The organism is Corynebacterium nasorum, from assembly GCF_022347325.1.
Taxonomy (GTDB): domain Bacteria; phylum Actinomycetota; class Actinomycetes; order Mycobacteriales; family Mycobacteriaceae; genus Corynebacterium; species Corynebacterium kefirresidentii.
The window spans coordinates 349,778-366,056 of sequence record NZ_JAKRDU010000001.1 but is presented as its reverse complement, the minus strand read 5'-3'; the positions used below and the strand labels follow the sequence as shown (position 1 = coordinate 366,056).

The window sequence follows — 16,279 nt, the reverse complement described above, 5'->3', positions numbered from 1 at the left end:
CGTTATTTATTTAGTTAAGGACAAAGGCAATGGCACAGATTATTTCGGCAACGCGTACCCGTTCTAATGGCCGGGCGGGCGGCAAGCGAGCGCGGTTCCTCTTTCAGGCTCGAGAATTATTGGATGTCGCACGCGGTTATGCGGCTGAGGGGAGGTTCGATCAAGCTTTAGAGGTGGCGTACCAATCGGCCCTTCGCACCGCGGGGGCGCGGGTAGCTGTATCGGCGGTGGCTCGACGTCGCCGCCTCCCCTCTAGCGCATGGGACCGGCTAGCGCTCGTAGGTGTGGAGGAAAAGCGGTGGGCTGAATCTTTTGAGGGCTATTCGCGTACCCGCGCTCGCGTAGCGTCGGGCTTGGATGAAGTCCCGGGCGAGGATTTTGTCTACGGTCTTATGCAGCGTGCTGCACAGTTCTTGGATGAAAGTGAGTTAGGGACTTCTTTTGGCTCTTTTGCTGCGTAGTCACTGCGTGGGGGCGCTCACTACCTTTTAGGGAACATACTGATTATTCTGGGCGTTAGTATAAGTAGAACTATTGCCGCCCGAAGCCCAATCCCTAGTTGGAGGAACAGTGTCTCTTTCTGAACAGGAGCAGCGTACGCTCCGTGAAATTGAGGAATCGTTACTTGCTGATGATCCTAAGTTTGGCGCTTCCGTTTCTGAGCCTGCGTCGTTCGGTGGCTCTGGCGGCGCGGTAACCCTGCGTGGTGTAGCACTCGTTGTTGTCGGTCTATGCATGCTCATTGGCGGTGTTGCCCTCGCGCAACAGAGTCTGTGGTTTATTGCGCTTTCCATTGCGGGCTTTTTAGTGATGTTTGCCGCTGGTGTGTGGATGCTGCGCGGTGATGGCTCCGGCTATTCGGTGAAGAAGCGTGATTCTGGTGCCCGTGCAAAGAAGTCTGCCGCCCGTAGGGGCGGAGTCAGCGATAAGCTGGAGGAAAACTTCCGCCGCCGTTTTGAGGGGCGTTAGCGCTTCTCATTTTCAAGCTCACCCCGGTCGACCTAGCAAAGGTTGACCGGGGATTTTTTGTATCCAACCAAAAATCCCCACTTTGCCCCACCGGAGAAGCGTTCGGTGGGCTGTTGTGGGGTAGCTTTCCCGTAGGCCCAGTCAAAACGCCTTGATAACACAGGATATGGGGGAGGTGAGGGAATCGGGGCGCATTATATTGGTGTTACGGGTGGGGTGTAAGAGGTGGCTGTAGTGGGCTGTCAAGGCTCTTTAGGGGATTTCTTCCCACTGAAAAACCGCTATCTAGCTGCGGGAAATTGTGGACTAACTGAAGGACACGCGGCAATAAGTGGGTTAGGTGGGGGAAAGTGGGGTAGAGTGGGGCGCAGCGGAGGAAAGAGGGGCTTCAATGTCTCGATTCTGAAGTGAGAGAATCCGGAGTTTTCGAGTAAGGAAGGTGGATGCCGGGATGTTTCTCGGAACCTACACTCCGAAGCTCGATGACAAAGGACGTCTTACGCTTCCGGCAAAGTTTCGCGATGAACTCGCGGGTGGCCTCATGGTCACCAAGGGGCAGGACCACTCGCTGGCCGTGTACCCACGGGAGGAGTTTGCGGCACGAGCACGGAAGGCAGCGGCGGTTTCTCGAACCAACCCAGAAGCACGCGCTTTCATTCGCAACTTGGCAGCAAGTGCGGACGAACAGCGGCCGGACGGGCATGGTCGAATCACGTTGTCCGCGGGGCATCGGGAGTACGCGAACCTGTCCAAGGAATGCGTTGTGGTTGGCTCTGTGGACTTTCTCGAAATTTGGGACGCGGCCGCGTGGGCCGAGTACCAGTCGCAAACTGAAGATGCTTATTCGGCCGCAGATGCCGATGACGTACTGGCGGGCTTGCTCTAAGCCTGCACAAGAGTGCGTGTAAGGACTCTGTCCGAGGCGGATGATTCTGGTGTACTTCCCCGATATCAGAAACCTGCCTCGGACAGGGCCCTATACGCACTCGCATGCTTTCCACCACTGGAAGTCCGAGATTCGAAGAAAGGGGGTTGCGGGGAGACATGGCTATTGAAAACCTAAATTATGACGTGGCTGATAATCACGGCCATGTGCCTGTCATGCGCGAGCGCATGGCCGATCTCCTACGCCCCCAAGTAGAAACGGCGGGGGATAATGCCGTGCTTGTTGACGCCACCTTGGGCGCCGGCGGCCACACCCGCTATTTTCTAGAAGCTTTCCCCAATGTCCGAGTGATTGGCGTAGACCGCGATCAACAGGCGCTGCGCAACGCAACCGAACGTCTAGCGCCTTATGGCGATCGCTTCATTGGCGTCAACGCTCGCTTTGATGAGTTGGGCAGTGCCATTGCGGAAGGCGAGGGCTATAACTTTGATCTGGCCCGCAGCGTCGGCCTTGCCGGAGCCCTCTTTGACCTTGGCGTTTCTTCGATGCAGCTCGATCAGGCGGATCGCGGATTCGCGTACAAGACGGATGCACCGCTGGATATGCGTATGGATCCCTCGCAGGGGATTACTGCGGCGGATGTGCTCAACACCTATTCGCACGGTGATTTGGCTCGGATCCTCAAGACCTATGGCGATGAGCGTTTTGCCGGGAAAATTGCCTCGGCTGTACTGAAGGAGCGCGGTAAGGAGCCTTTCACTAACTCCGCGCGCTTAGTTGAGCTGCTTTACGACGCCATTCCGGCCGCGACCCGGCGTACAGGGGGACACCCCGCGAAGCGCACCTTTCAAGCCTTACGCGTCGAGGTCAACCGCGAGTTGGAGGCTATCGAAAATGTGCTGCCGGTTATTACCCAAGCACTATCGGTAGGAGGCCGTGCCGTATTTATGAGTTACCAGTCCTTGGAAGACCGCATCGTGAAGGCGGCCTTTAAAGAATTGACCACGTCCACAACTCCGGCCGGACTGCCAATGGACCTTCCTGGCACCGCGCCGAAATTCACAATCGTGACGCGAGGCGCGGAAAAGGCCTCCGAAGAGGAGATTGCAGAAAATTCCCGGGCCGCGTCGGTGCGTGTTCGTGCCATCGAAAGGCTCGAGGGAATGCCAGAATTTCTACCGCCGGGAGGCAGGCCATGAGCACAATCCCACGTCGAAACCACCTAAAGACTGACAGCCGCGACAGAGAGGCCACTCGCACCATGGGCGCCAGCCGAGACTTCACCACCGGAATCGATACCGGAGCCCCGACGGCGCTGCGTGAGCGTCCCAGCACGAAGCGTGCCCCGAGCCGCACCCGGGTGCCGCACCGCAGCCGCAGCACGAACCGCCTGGGATCGAAGCAGGTTGTTAGCTTCCGCGGCCGGCAGCTGCAGCCGCAGACTAAGAAGAGCGGGCTGTTTGCCCGCCTGTCTGTCATCGCGCTTACGCTTCTCATCGTCGGCGTAGCTGTGGCAATGTGGCTGTCCGGTTTGTCTACCAAGCAAACCTTTGCCATCCAACAGCTCACCGTTCAGGATTCCCAACTGGATAACCAGATTGAAACCCTCAACCGTGATGCAGAAAATCTCAGCTCTTCTGCAGACATCGCGCGCCGTGCGGATGAAATGGGCATGGCCATTCCTAAGCAGCCAGGTATTGCGGAAGTTGGCGGCGATGGAAAGATCATCGATAAGCGCGAAGGCACCCCGGATACGGAAAAGCTTATTGACGTAAACGGAGAACCTATCCGCCCCGGCCAAGCTTCCAGCGACCCGAAGGATACTGAAGGCCTCTCGGATTCCTTAAACGCCGTGCCGCAAGGCCAACAGCGCACCACCCGCGGCGGTGATGCCGGGAATACCGGCGCCGCGCAGGATGACGCGCGCCCCAACCTTCCCGCACGTGCGCCGTACGCCAGCCGCGCCGAGTAGCCGGAGTAGCTAGGAAAGAATATTCGGTGAAAATGATGATGCTCGCGCGTGGTGGCGCGGGCATTCTGACTTTTGTAGGGCACAATCAATACACGCAAGAAATTGTGGCGGAAATAGGGAAGGTGACATTGGACTGTGACTACGCCAAGTAGGGCTAGGCGCCGCCCGCGCCGCACCACCAGCTCCGCGGTGCCGCAAAAGAAGCTGATGCGCAAGCGTCTGCGCATTATCGTCTCCGTGGTGCTCGTGGCTATGGTTGTCCTTGTCGGCCGACTAGCCTGGGTGCAGCTCGTATGGGGTCCGGACCTTTCCGCCAAGGCCGTAACTCAGCGCGAGCGCGTCTATATTGAGCCGGCCCGTAGGGGAGAGATTTTAGACCGCGACGGCCAGCGCTTGGCTTATACGATGAAGTCTCGGTCCTTGACCGTCTCACCTACTCGTCTGCGCGATGAGCTAAAAGACAAGGCCGAAATCGAGGCCCAGAATGACGGCTCGACTGAGGGTATGGACGATAAGAAGCTCGATAGCTTCCTCAACCAGAAAATGGAGGAGACCCTCAAAGACATGGCGGAGGGAATCCCGAAGATGATTGAGGATTCGGGAGCTTCGACCTCCAAGGTGGAAAAGGAAGACATTCTTAATAAGCTCAAGGCCGATACCCAATACGAGGTATTGGTGCGCAATGTCGATCCGGATGTAGCCGTAGAGATTTCCAATAAGTACCACGGAGTGGCAGCGGACCGGCAAGACATTCGCCAGTACCCCAATGGCGCTATTGGGGAGAATGTCGTGGGCAAGGTATCCATGGATGGCCATGGCCAATTTGGCTTCGAGGCCGCGCGCGATACGGAACTAACCGGCATTGACGGCCAGTCAACCGAGGACGTATCCGCGGATGGCCAGGTTATCCCCGGCACGCTCCGTGATGTCGTTGATACCGTTGATGGCCGCGATGTCACCCTCACCCTCGATTTGGACCTGCAGACTTATGTGCAGCAAAAGCTGGAGAAGGCCAAGGCCAACTCCAAGGCTTCTGGCGCGGAGGCTGTGGTCCTTGATGCTGCGACCGGCCAAGTTCTCGCCATGGCCAATACCGATACCGTAGATCCCAACAAGAATATTGAGGATCAGCTCGATGAGGGCAAAGACTTTGAAAACCACAGCGTCTCGCACCCTTATGAGCCAGGCTCTGTAGCCAAGGTGGTTACCGCTGCTGCCGCATTGCAAGAGGGAGTGACCACCCCGGACGAGGTGCACCAGGTTCCGGGATCCATCGATATGGCGGGTGTGACCGTTAACGATGCGTGGCAGCACGGCACCGAGCCCTATACAACGACCGGCATCTTTGGTAAATCCTCCAATGTGGGCACCTTGATGCTTGCCGATAAATTGGGCCAAGAAAAGTACGCGAAGTACTTGGAAAAGTTTGGTTTGGGTAATACCACCGGCGTAGAACTACCGAATGAATCTGCCGGTAGCGTGCCGGACCTGGAGCAATGGTCCGGCGGCACCTTCGCCAACCTGCCCATTGGTCAGGGCCAGTCCTGGACCACCTTGCAGATGGCGAGCGTGTACCAAACATTGGCAAATGGCGGCGAGCGCATCGAGCCGCGCATCATTGACTCTGTGAAGGGGCCAGACGGCAAGGAAGAAAAGCTGGAGGAGCCAAAAAAGACCCAGGTGATAAGCCCTGAAACCGCCAAGACAACGGTGGATATGTTCCGGGCCGTCTTCCAAGACGATGACGCTGGCCTGCAAAATGGCACGGCCGGTAATGCGCAACTCAAGGGTTATCAGCTCTCCGGCAAGACTGGTACAGCTCAAAAGGTCGATCCGAATACCGGGGCCTATTCGAACTCCGCCTATTGGATCACCTTTGCCGGTATCGCACCGGCCGATGATCCGCGCTTCGTCGTTGCCGTCATGTTGGATGAACCCAAATCCGGTGTGGAGGACAATGGAGGCGGCGGCCAATCGGCAGCGCCGATTTTCCGAGACATCGCCTCCTGGCTGCTCAACCGTGACAATATTCCGACTTCGAAACCAGCACCGCGGCTGACCCTGCGGGCACAATAGGAGCTTAGTATGACCGTTTCATTGGATACTCTCGCCCAGCTTTCTGGCGGGCGCGTCATTGGTGATGCCTCCGTGGAGGTCTCCGCGTGCGGGCTGGATTCTTCCCGTCTGCCTGAGGGCGCGCTCTTTGCCGCCCTGCCGGGTACCCGTGCACACGGCGCGCAGTTCGCCCGCGATACTAAGGCTGCGGCTGTGCTTACCGACGCCGCCGGACTCGACCTGCTCAGCCGGGCCCAAGAGACCCGCCCCATTGTGGTGGTGGACGATATTCGTGCCGTGCTCGGTCCGATTTCCGCTGAAATTTATGGCCACCCCACCCGGGAACTGACGGTCATTGGCGTCACCGGTACCTCCGGCAAGACCACCACGAGCTACCTGCTTGAAGCTGGCCTGCTCCATGCTGGGCATTCCGTGGGGCTTATCGGTACCACCGGTACTCGTATTAACCGCACCCCGGTTCCTACCTCGCTTACTACTCCCGAGGCACCTACCTTGCAAGAGCTATTCGCGCGCATGAAAAGCGAGGGCGTCACCCACGTGGTGATGGAGGTATCTTCGCATGCACTGGAGTTGGGGCGTGTTCGCGGAACCCGGTTTGCCGTGGGCGGGTTTACGAATTTAAGCCAGGATCACCTGGATTTTCACCCCACCATGGAGGACTACTTTGAAGCTAAGGCCAAGCTCTTTGCTGGGGAACAGGCGGCCGAGCAGGCTGTAATCTGCCTCGATGATGAGTGGGGCGGGCGCATGCGCGCCGTCGCCGAGAGCGCTGGCCACCCCGTAACCACGGTGGCCACTCAGGGGGCTGCGGCCACGATTTCTGCGCACCAAACCGCCACCGAGGCTACCGGCGCCCAAGAGGTCGACTTGAACTATGACGGTGCCGATTTCTCCTTCCGGTTGCCACTGCCTGGCGAGTTCAATATCGCCAATGCCTGCTTGGCGCTGGGCATGGCCGTAGCGGTAGGAGAGGAGCCGGCGGAGTTCCTCTCGGGCGTGGAAAAGGTCGCTGTTCCCGGTCGTATGGAGCGTATTGACCGGGGCCAAGACTTTGTGGCCGTGGTGGACTATGCCCATAAGCCGGCAGCTATCGCCGCGGTGCTTGATACTCTGCGCGGCCAACTAGAAGGAACCAAGGGGCGCGTCGGCATCGTCGTCGGTGCCGGCGGAGACCGTGATAGCTCAAAACGCCCCATCATGGGCGCTGCCGCGGCCACCCGCGCTGACCTCACTGTGGTCACCGATGACAACCCACGCTCTGAGGACCCTGCCACTATTCGTGCTGCGGTGGTGGACGGTGCACGCGAAGCCGCGCCCCAGGGCGATATTCGTGAGGTAGGTTCTCGTGCCCGTGCCATCGATGAAGTCGTTGACTGGGCCGAGCCAGGCGATGCCGTCATCGTTGTCGGCAAGGGCCACGAGGCGGGCCAGCTTATTAACGGGAAAACCTTGCACTTTGATGACCGCGAAGAAATGGCACGCGCCATCGAGGAGAAACTGGCCGGAACCCTACAGCGCGATACCCTTAGGGATGCGAAGGAGTAGTCATGATTCCACTTTCTATTGCCGATATTGCCGAAATCACCGGGGGCAGCCTCGATTGCGTTTCCGACCCAGATCAGCGCGTTACCGGGTTCATCGAATTCGATTCCCGGAAGGTAACCAAAGGTGGGTTGTTTCTAGCCCTGCCCGGCGCCCGAGTGGATGGCCACGATTATGCGGAAAAGGCCATTGAGCAGGGCGCTGTAGCGGTGCTTGCCGCGCGGCCGGTCGGCGTTCCGGCGGTCATCGTCAAGCCTCAAGGCCGCGTTACCGGTGATGCTGCGAACGCGGATATCTATGCTCACGACGAGGACGGCTCTGCCGCTGCGGTTGTCCAGGCGCTGTCCGATATTGCCAGGGAAGTCACCCGCCGCCTGACCGCGGAGCAGGGCCTAGAGATAGTCGGTGTGACCGGCTCAGCCGGAAAGACCTCCACCAAGGACCTGCTGGCCACTATTTTCCGCGCAGAGGGCGATACCGTTGCCCCTCCTGGTTCCTTTAATAACGAGGTCGGTCTGCCCTATACCGCTTTGCGCTGTGATGAGCACACTCGCTTCCTTGTTGCCGAAATGTCTGCCCGCGGAATTGGCCATATCCGCCACCTGACAACTATTACCGCACCCACCGTGGGCGTAGTGCTCAACGTCGGCACCGCTCACCTAGGCGAGTTTGGCTCGCGTGAAAACATCGCCCAAGCCAAAGGCGAGCTTGTGGAGGCCCTGCCCTCGGCCGCTGAGGGCGGGGTCGCTGTGCTCAATGCCGATGATCCCTTTGTCGCCGGCATGGCGCCACGCACCTCAGCAAAGGTGGTTTACTACTCGGCAAATAAGCCGCCGGCTGCCGACGCCCAGTACTACGCCAGTGAAATCCAGCTCGCTGATGTGGCCCGCCCCTCGTTCGTGCTGCATGCGCCGGGCACAGACCCGCTTCCAGTAAAACTGCAGGTCTTTGGCCGGCACCAAGTATCTAATGCTTTGGCAGCGGCGGCCGCAGCCATTGAATCAGGCATGGACCCGCAGGTGGTAGCCAGCGCGCTATCGGGGCACCAAAATGCCTCCGAACACCGCATGGACGTACGCACCCGCCGCGATGGAGTCACCACCATCGATGACTCCTATAATGCCAATCCCGATTCCATGCACGCGGCGATTGCCGCGCTGGCCTATACCTCAGCCGCCCGTCCGGATGCCCGTGCCATCGCCGTGCTCGGTGAGATGGGAGAACTCGGCGGCGAAGCGGTGGCTGCCCACCGCACATTGGGCGAGGTCCTTTCCAAATACCACGTTGGCTACCTCGTGGCCGTGGGAGATAACGAGAATATGAGGGCGATGGTCGAGGCCGCACGGGCGCAGGGTATAAATACTACTATCAGCCCAGATGTTGACACCGCTGCGGCGGCGGTCGAAGACATCATTAGGGTAGCGCCTGCCGGCATCGAAGACTGGGCGGAGCGCGAGGCCAAAGACGTTGTCCTCATCAAGTCATCGAATGCCCAGCGCCTGTGGCGCGTGGCAGAAAAGCTCAATCGCCGTTAGTCCTCAGTACAAGGAGAAAGACCAGCAATGACTCAGATCATTATCGCGGGCATCCTCAGCTTCCTCGTCGCGATTTTTACCACTCCCATGTTGGTCCGCTATTTTTCCGGCGTAGGCAAGGGGCAGGAAATCCGTGAGGACGGGCCACAGCTGCACCTACGCAAGCGCGGCACCCCAACTATGGGCGGACTGGCGATTTTGCTCGCCATCACTGTGGCCTACCTTGTGGTGGGCATTTACGCCCGCGTGACGGGCAACGGTGGCTTTAGCCCCTCCGGTCTCTTGGTCTACTTCCTCACCATGGGCTTGGGCGGACTGGGCTTTGCCGATGACTTCATCAAGCTGTTTAAAAAGCGTAACCTCGGCCTCAATAAGACCGCCAAGCTGGTAGGTCAACTAGCCGTCGCGCTTATCTTCGGCATCTTGGCACTGCAGTTCCCCGATGCACACGGCTTGACCCCGGCGTCGACAAACCTGTCCTTCGTCCGCGATTTTGACACCTTCGATATCGCCGTAGGCGGCGCCATTATCGGCACCATCGTTTTCTTGGTCTTTCTCTATCTACTCATCGCGGCGTGGTCGAATGCCGTAAACCTCACCGATGGCCTCGACGGCTTGGCCGCCGGCACCACTGCGATGGTCATGGGAGCCTACGCGCTCATTTCCTTCTGGCAGTTCCGCAATTCTTGCGCGGTGTCGCCTGCGGCGGGGTGCTATGAGGTCCGTGATCCACTCGACCTCGCCGTGCTGGCTGCAGCTGGCCTGGGTGGTTGCTTGGGCTTTTTGTGGTGGAATGCCGCACCGGCGAAAATCTTTATGGGCGATACCGGCTCACTAGCACTCGGTGGTCTCGTCGCTGGCCTGTCCGTGACCACCCGTACCGAGCTGCTCATGATCATCATCGGCGCCATCTTCGTTATTGAGACGGTCTCCGTGGTTATCCAGATCATCGTCTTCCGCAGCACCGGAAAGCGCTTTTTCCGCATGGCGCCCATCCACCATCACTTTGAAAACGGTGGCTGGGCAGAGACCGCCGTGGTCACTCGCTTTTGGTTGCTCAGCGCCATGGCCGCCATTGCCGGCGTATGCATCTTTTATGGTGACTGGCTGTCCGCGGTCGGTTTTAGTTCTTAAGACTCACGCCTTCTAGTTTTATCGAGGAAAGAGGAAAACAGATGACCGAGTTGCCATCCTCCTTGCGCGGTCGCGTGCTCGTGGCTGGGGCGGGAGTATCCGGGCGCGGTTGCGTCGCTATGCTCACCAGACTCGGCGTGGATACTACCGTGGCAGATTCCAACGAAGATGCTCTAGAGGCGTTGGCGGAGGACTACGGCGTAGCTACGGTTTCCGTTGACTCCGCTGCCCAAAGCGAGTTTGACCTCGTGATTACCTCGCCCGGCTGGCGTCCTGACTCGCCTTTGTTGGTTGCTTTTCAGAACGCTGGGGTAGAGGTGATCGGCGATGTGGAGCTTGCCTATCGCTTGGACCGATCCGGCGTCTTCGGGGCACCGCGCACCTGGTTAGTGGTCACCGGAACTAACGGCAAAACCACCACCACCGGAATGTTGGCCCAGATTATGCAGGCCGATGCCGAGCGCACCGGCAAGCGCGCACTGGCGGTGGGCAATATTGGCGTTTCGCTTTTCGACGCCCTCACCGCCACCCCTTGCGTCGACGTCCTTTGTGCCGAGCTTTCTTCTTTCCAGCTGCACTGGTCTAGCCAGTTGCGCCCAGATGTGGGCGTGCTGTTGAACTTGGCAGAAGACCACCTCGATTGGCATGGCTCGTTCGACGCTTATGCGCAGGCCAAAGCCAAGGTGCTCGACGGCCAAGCCGCCGTCGTGGGCAAGGACGATGCCGCGGCGGTGCGCTACGCCGAGAATACAGCTAATCTATACGGCTTTACCGCCGCTGAACCTGCAGAGGGGGAGGTAGGCGTAAGCGCCGGCCGCCTTCTCTCTCGGCTCACCCAGGAGCGGGAGGATCTCGCTTCCGCCGAGGGTATCGAGCCCGCTGGCTTGGCAGGAGTCTTGGACGCTGCGGCCGCAGCAAGCGTCGCGCGCTTGGCAGGCGCTAGCCCGCGCTCCATCGCGCAGGGGCTGGCAGCGTATACCGTCGCCGGGCACCGTGGCGCTGTGATTCATGAGCATTCCGGTATCAGTTTCATCGATAACTCCAAGGCCACCAACCCACACGCAGCGGATGCAGCGCTAAAAGGGCTCAATTCCGTTTTATGGATTGCCGGCGGGCAGTTGAAGGGGGCGGAGGTAGACGGGCTCGTCGCCAAGCACGCCGCCCAGATCAAGGCCGCGGTAGTTCTCGGCGCGGATAGGCAAGAAATCGCCCAGGCACTGGCCGAACACGCACCACATGCACCTGTAGACGTTATCGAAAGCAACGACCCTGCCGCGGCCATGAATGCAGCGGTGGATGCTGCACTGCAACACGCCGAAGCCGGGGATACCGTCCTTTTGGCACCGGCTGCGGCATCGTTGGATATGTATACCGGCATGGCTCAACGCGGTGACTTCTTTGCCGCAGCCGCGCGGGAGCTCACCCGCGACTAGAGCTAGATATTGAAGATCAGGAGAACATATGACGGCCACCTCCCAGCAGCGCCCGCGCTCCAAGAGCTTTGGCGACCGCGTTCGTGAGCTGCGCGAGCAAGCCCGCCAGCAGGCCGGCCTGGATTATCAGCTGTTGCGCTTTATCATTTTCACGCTCGTGGGCATTGGTGTGCTCATGGTCTTTTCCTCTTCAATGGCCACGTCATTGACGGAGGACGGCGGGGTGTGGAACCAGGCGCTACGGCAGTGCGTCATGGTGTTTTTTGGTCTCCTTGCCTTTTGGCTGGGCCTGCAGGTTTCGCCACATACTTTGCGCAAGTGCGTGCCGTGGATCGTGGGCCTTTCTATCATTTTGCTCATTGCGGTGCTTATCCCCGGTGTAGGCACCGGCCGTGAAGAGGTGGGTTCGCAGTCGTGGATTTACCTCGGTCCGTTTTCCTTGCAGCCTTCGGAACTCGCGCGCATTGCCGTAGGCATGTTTGGTGCGAGCGTCCTGGCTGACAAGGAACACAAATCCATGAAGCTTTCTGACCCCTTCATGATGTATTCCTTTATTTCTGCAGGAATGTTTTTGCTCATCGTCGGTCAAGGGGACATGGGCATGGCGTTGTCCTTCGCCATCGTGGTGGTCTTTACCCTCATTTTCGCCGGCGTTGACTGGAGAGTCCCCGCAACGATTGGCGTTGCCGCGGTCTTGGGGTTGATCGGGATTTTCTTGAAAGGCGGTTTCCGCTCGAATCGCTTCCACACCTATTTCGACGCCTTGTTGGGCAATATCTCCGATACTCAAGGCACTGGTTTCCAGTCTTATCAGGGCTTTCTCTCGCTTGCCGACGGCGGCTTCTGGGGCGTTGGTATCGGCCAATCCCGCGCCAAGTGGTTCTACCTGCCAGAGGCGAAGAATGACTTTATTTACGCCATCGTGGGTGAGGAGCTTGGCTGGTGGGGCGGCGCGCTCGTTATCTTCCTCTTTGCCGCTTTGGGATATGTGGGCCTGCGCACCGCGATGCGGGCACAGAATCAGTTCCAATCTTTGCTCGCCGCCTCGTTGACCATCGGTGTGGTTACCCAGGCCTTCGTCAATATTGGCTATGTCATTGGCCTGCTGCCAGTGACCGGTATTCAGCTGCCCATGATCTCCGCCGGCGGTACCGCGGCGATTATCACCATCGGTTCGATGGGCGTGCTGTGCAATGTAGCGCGCCACGAGCCGATGCAGATTTCCGCAATGCAGAACTTTGGCCGCCCGTTTTTTGATCGCCTCTTTTTCATCGGCGAGCCGCAGCCGGTGTCTAAGCCGAAAAAGAAGCAGCGGGGGCGTCACGCCCGCCCGCAGGAGCCACGCTCCCGTGTGCGCGAAGAGCAATTTGGTCGCCCGGTGACTGGAAGCGGCCGCCGCTATCCGCGCGCCGAGCGCCGCTATCGATAGGTGGCGCTGGTAGCCTTTAGGCTATGAATTCCACGCCTGTTTCCGTCGTCATTGCAGGTGGCGGCACTGCCGGACACATTGAACCCGCCCTTGCCGTGGGCGAAGCTTTGCGTGAGCGCCACGGCGCTCGCATCACTGCTCTCGGTACCGAAAAGGGCCTTGAGCGCGATATCATTCCCGCCCGAGGCGTGGACCTTAGACTGATTACCCCCGTGCCGATTCCGCGCAAAATCAACGCGCAGCTTTTCAAGCTACCGTTTAACCTCTCCCGCGCGGTGAGGGAGGCCAAGCAGGTACTCAAGGACGTCGAAGCAGACGTTGTCTTTGGCACCGGCGGCTACGTGGCCGGCCCAGCCTATATTGCTGCGGGTTCCCTCGGGATCCCGTTCTATGTTTTGGAAACCAATGCCTTAGCCGGAATCGCCAATAAGCTCGGCGTGAAAATGGGCGGCATCGGCCTAAACGCCCACCCGGACTCCGGAATGCCGGGTGAGGTCGTGGGCATTCCCGTGCGCCCGAGCTTGGCGGAGGACCCGGAGGGGACCCTTGCTGCAGGCGCGCGCACCAAGTGGAACTTGGCCGAGCTTCCCACCGTCCTCATTACTGGCGGCTCCCAAGGCGCAGCCAGCATCAACCGCGCGGTTGCTGGGGCAGTGGAAGACCTAGCCAAGGACTTCCAGCTCCTTCATGCTTATGGCAAGAAGAATGAAGAGCCCGCAGCACATCCGAACTACGCTGCTTTGCCGTATATCGAGGATATGGGCTCGGCCCTTGCGGTAGCCGATCTCGTCGTATGTCGCTCCGGTGCTATGACCGTTGCCGAAGTATCTGCCGCAGGGCTGCCAGCGATTTACGTGCCGTTGCCGCATGGTAACGGTGAACAAGCGCTCAATTCCCGTGAAGTGGTCGAGGCGGGCGCTGCCATCCAGATTCCCGATGCGGAGCTGACCCCTGAGCGTCTTATCTCTGAGGTGCGCGGCATTCTCGATGACCCTAAACGTCTAGCATCGATGACGCATGCCGCCGCCCACGCCAGCGCCGGCGACGTGGCCAATACCATCGCAGACCGCATCGCTGCCCGCGTGTCCGAGGCCGAAACCGCCGCCGGAAGGAAGGAAAAATAAATGACTGATCCCGCACACTACGATCTCCACCGCGTTCACCTTATCGGCATTGGTGGCTCTGGCATGTCGGGGCTGGCGCGAATTCTTGCCACGCGCGGCGCCGTGGTTACCGGTTCCGATGTAAAAGACTCCACCCCGGTGGAGGTGCTGCGCACCATGGGCGCGAAGATCGCCATCGGGCACGCTGCCGAAAACCTGCGCCTATCGGGTGAACTGCCGACCGTCGTGGTGACTTCCTTCGCTGCCATTCCGCAAGACAATCCGGAGCTAGTAGCCGCGCAGGAAAACGATATCCCCGTCATCCGCCGCTCCGATTTGCTCGCCGCATTGATGGAAGGCCACAAGCAGGTATTGCTAGCCGGCACGCACGGCAAAACGTCCACGACGTCGATGACCGTGAGTGCGATGCAACACGCAGGTCTCGATCCTTCCTTTGCCATCGGCGGCCAGCTCAATCGCGCGGGCACCAACGCCCACGGCGGCACCGGTGAGGCCTTTGTCGCCGAGGCTGATGAATCCGATGCCTCCCTGCTGCGCTACAGCCCCGATGTTGCGGTGCTGACGACCATCGAGCCCGATCACCTCGACTTCTTCCACAGCGAGGAGGCTTACTTCAAGGTCTTCGATGACTTTGCTGGCCTGGTCACCCCAGATACCGGCTATCTTGTTGTCTGCGCCGAGGATGAGCCCGCCGCCCAAGCAGGCGAGCGTGCGCAGGAGCGCGGCATCAACGTCGTGGCCTATGGCGCAGCGGACAAGTCTTTTACCTCAACCGTGCCGCTGGCCGCTGAGCTGGAACGCGAGGAGACCACCGCTGAAGGGATGGACACCACCGTAAAGGTTAACCTTCCTGGCATCTCTGAAACTGTGCGCTACGAGCTGCAGATCCCGGGACACCACATGGTGCTTAACTCGATGGGTGCCTTGTTGGCTGGTGTGCTTTCCGGTGGCGCCCCGGCTGCCATTGCTGAGGGATTGGCTGATTTTAGCGGTGTGCGCCGGCGCTTTGAGTATCGGGGGAGCGTCGACAAGCAGGGAAAGCCCGCGCGCGTCTTTGATGACTATGCGCACCATCCCACCGAGGTTGCTGCAGTTCTGCGCGCCGCTCGGGCAAAGGTTGAGGCCGAAGGCCACGGCGGCCGTGTCATCGCCTGCTTCCAGCCGCACCTGTACTCGCGCACCATGGAATTCGACGCCGAGTTTGCCCAAGCGCTCTCGCTTGCCGACGCCGCCGTAGTCCTCGACATCTACGGCGCGCGCGAACAACCTGTGGAGGGAATTACCTCCCGCATCATTACCGATAAGATGCCAAGCGACATGCAGGTCATCTTCGAACCAGATTTTTCTGCCGCTGCCCGCGACGTTGTTTCGCTCGTAGAACCTGGCGATGTCGTGCTGACCATCGGTGCTGGCTCGGTAACTATGGTCGCGGCAGAAATTCTCGATGAATTGCGGGCGAGCTAGTGCGCGTATCCACCAAGCTCATTGCCGGGATCAGTGCAGCTGTCGTTGTCGTAGCCTTGATCATTGCCGTCGTAGTGTGGACGGTGCCCATCTTAAAAGTCCGCCATTTTCAGGTGGAAGGTACCCACCAGCTTGATGCCGCGCAGGTAGAGGAGGCCGCTGGGGTTGCCAAAGGAGAAAACCTCCTGCGCGTAGATGCAGGCAAGGCAGCCTCCGGTGTTGCTGGATTGGATTGGGTTGATTCGGTAACTGTCTCGCGCGATTTTCCCTCCACCTTGACTATCAATGTGGAAGAACACAAGGCTGTGGCTTTTGTAAAGCGCGATAATAAGCCTTTCCTGATTGATGATAAGGGCGAGGAATTTACCTCCGCGGAGCCTCCCGCCGGCGCGGTTGAGGTTACTGGTTCTGTTGATAGCGGCTCCCGCCAAACCCAAGACGCGGTGCGCGCGATCGCTGCGTTATCGGATGATCTGCGCAACCAAGTAGGAACCCTTGATGTGGCCGATGAATACTCGCTCGTCTTTACCACTAAGGATGGCCGCCGCGTCTTTTGGGGTGCGAGCGACTCCAATGATGATGACAAGGCGCGTGCCTTTGCCACCGTGTTGAAGATGGAAGGTCGCGAGTGGAATATTTCCAACCCTGAGTTGGTGACCACCCGCGGATAGGGGACGGGTGCCCCCGGACGCATTTTTTACCCTTCTGTGGTCCC

Annotated in this window: 14 protein-coding genes; all 14 read left to right on the top strand. The window is 59.4% G+C overall.

The annotated features are described in order from the left end of the window. The first annotated feature begins 29 nt into the window (after positions 1–29). The 14 genes from MHK05_RS01740 to MHK05_RS01675 all read left to right on the top strand — a co-directional run bounded on the left by MHK05_RS01740 (position 30) and on the right by MHK05_RS01675 (position 16,235). A complete protein-coding gene (locus MHK05_RS01740; RefSeq protein ID WP_239204383.1) occupies positions 30–461 on the top strand; it encodes an SAV_6107 family HEPN domain-containing protein in 432 nt (143 codons plus the stop codon). Positions 462–570: 109 nt separating this feature from the next. After that, on the top strand, positions 571–969 hold the full coding sequence (locus MHK05_RS01735) for a DUF3040 domain-containing protein (RefSeq protein WP_086587386.1): 399 nt from the start codon (positions 571–573) through the stop codon (positions 967–969). Between the two features lie 451 nt (positions 970–1,420). Beyond that, on the top strand, positions 1,421–1,855 hold the full coding sequence (mraZ, locus tag MHK05_RS01730) for a division/cell wall cluster transcriptional repressor MraZ (RefSeq protein ID WP_005324499.1): 435 nt from the start codon (positions 1,421–1,423) through the stop codon (positions 1,853–1,855). A 158-nt stretch (positions 1,856–2,013) separates the two neighbouring features. Then, positions 2,014–3,054, top strand: a complete 1,041-nt coding sequence (gene rsmH / locus MHK05_RS01725; RefSeq protein ID WP_275436251.1) for a 16S rRNA (cytosine(1402)-N(4))-methyltransferase RsmH — start codon at positions 2,014–2,016, stop codon at positions 3,052–3,054. Continuing rightward, positions 3,051–3,827: a cell division protein FtsL gene (gene ftsL / locus MHK05_RS01720; protein WP_239204381.1), complete on the top strand. Its 777-nt coding sequence runs from the start codon at positions 3,051–3,053 to the stop codon at positions 3,825–3,827. Before rsmH ends, ftsL begins: the two co-directional genes overlap by 4 nt. A gap of 207 nt (positions 3,828–4,034) precedes the next feature. Next, positions 4,035–5,903, top strand: coding sequence for a peptidoglycan D,D-transpeptidase FtsI family protein (locus MHK05_RS01715; protein ID WP_034655422.1), 1,869 nt, complete (start codon positions 4,035–4,037; stop codon positions 5,901–5,903). 9 nt (positions 5,904–5,912) lie between these two features. Then, positions 5,913–7,448, top strand: a complete 1,536-nt coding sequence (locus MHK05_RS01710; RefSeq protein ID WP_239204379.1) for a UDP-N-acetylmuramoyl-L-alanyl-D-glutamate--2,6-diaminopimelate ligase — start codon at positions 5,913–5,915, stop codon at positions 7,446–7,448. A gap of 2 nt (positions 7,449–7,450) precedes the next feature. Beyond that, complete coding sequence (locus MHK05_RS01705; RefSeq protein ID WP_239204377.1) at positions 7,451–8,980, top strand: UDP-N-acetylmuramoyl-tripeptide--D-alanyl-D-alanine ligase; 1,530 nt, start codon at positions 7,451–7,453, stop codon at positions 8,978–8,980. Between the two features lie 27 nt (positions 8,981–9,007). Further along, the gene (gene mraY / locus MHK05_RS01700; protein WP_023021199.1) at positions 9,008–10,114 is read left to right on the top strand and encodes a phospho-N-acetylmuramoyl-pentapeptide-transferase; all 1,107 of its coding nucleotides are present in this window, start codon (positions 9,008–9,010) and stop codon (positions 10,112–10,114) included. 41 nt (positions 10,115–10,155) lie between these two features. After that, entirely contained in the window at positions 10,156–11,547 is a 1,392-nt protein-coding gene (murD, locus tag MHK05_RS01695; protein WP_239204375.1) for a UDP-N-acetylmuramoyl-L-alanine--D-glutamate ligase, read from the top strand. Between the two features lie 28 nt (positions 11,548–11,575). Next, a complete protein-coding gene (locus MHK05_RS01690; protein WP_023021201.1) occupies positions 11,576–12,976 on the top strand; it encodes an FtsW/RodA/SpoVE family cell cycle protein in 1,401 nt (466 codons plus the stop codon). Positions 12,977–12,999: 23 nt separating this feature from the next. Continuing rightward, on the top strand, positions 13,000–14,100 hold the full coding sequence (murG, locus tag MHK05_RS01685) for an undecaprenyldiphospho-muramoylpentapeptide beta-N-acetylglucosaminyltransferase (protein ID WP_239204373.1): 1,101 nt from the start codon (positions 13,000–13,002) through the stop codon (positions 14,098–14,100). Beyond that, positions 14,101–15,564, top strand: coding sequence for a UDP-N-acetylmuramate--L-alanine ligase (murC, locus tag MHK05_RS01680; protein WP_239204371.1), 1,464 nt, complete (start codon positions 14,101–14,103; stop codon positions 15,562–15,564). Then, positions 15,564–16,235, top strand: coding sequence for a cell division protein FtsQ/DivIB (locus MHK05_RS01675; RefSeq protein ID WP_239204369.1), 672 nt, complete (start codon positions 15,564–15,566; stop codon positions 16,233–16,235). Before murC ends, MHK05_RS01675 begins: the two co-directional genes overlap by 1 nt. Positions 16,236–16,279: the final 44 nt, after the last annotated feature.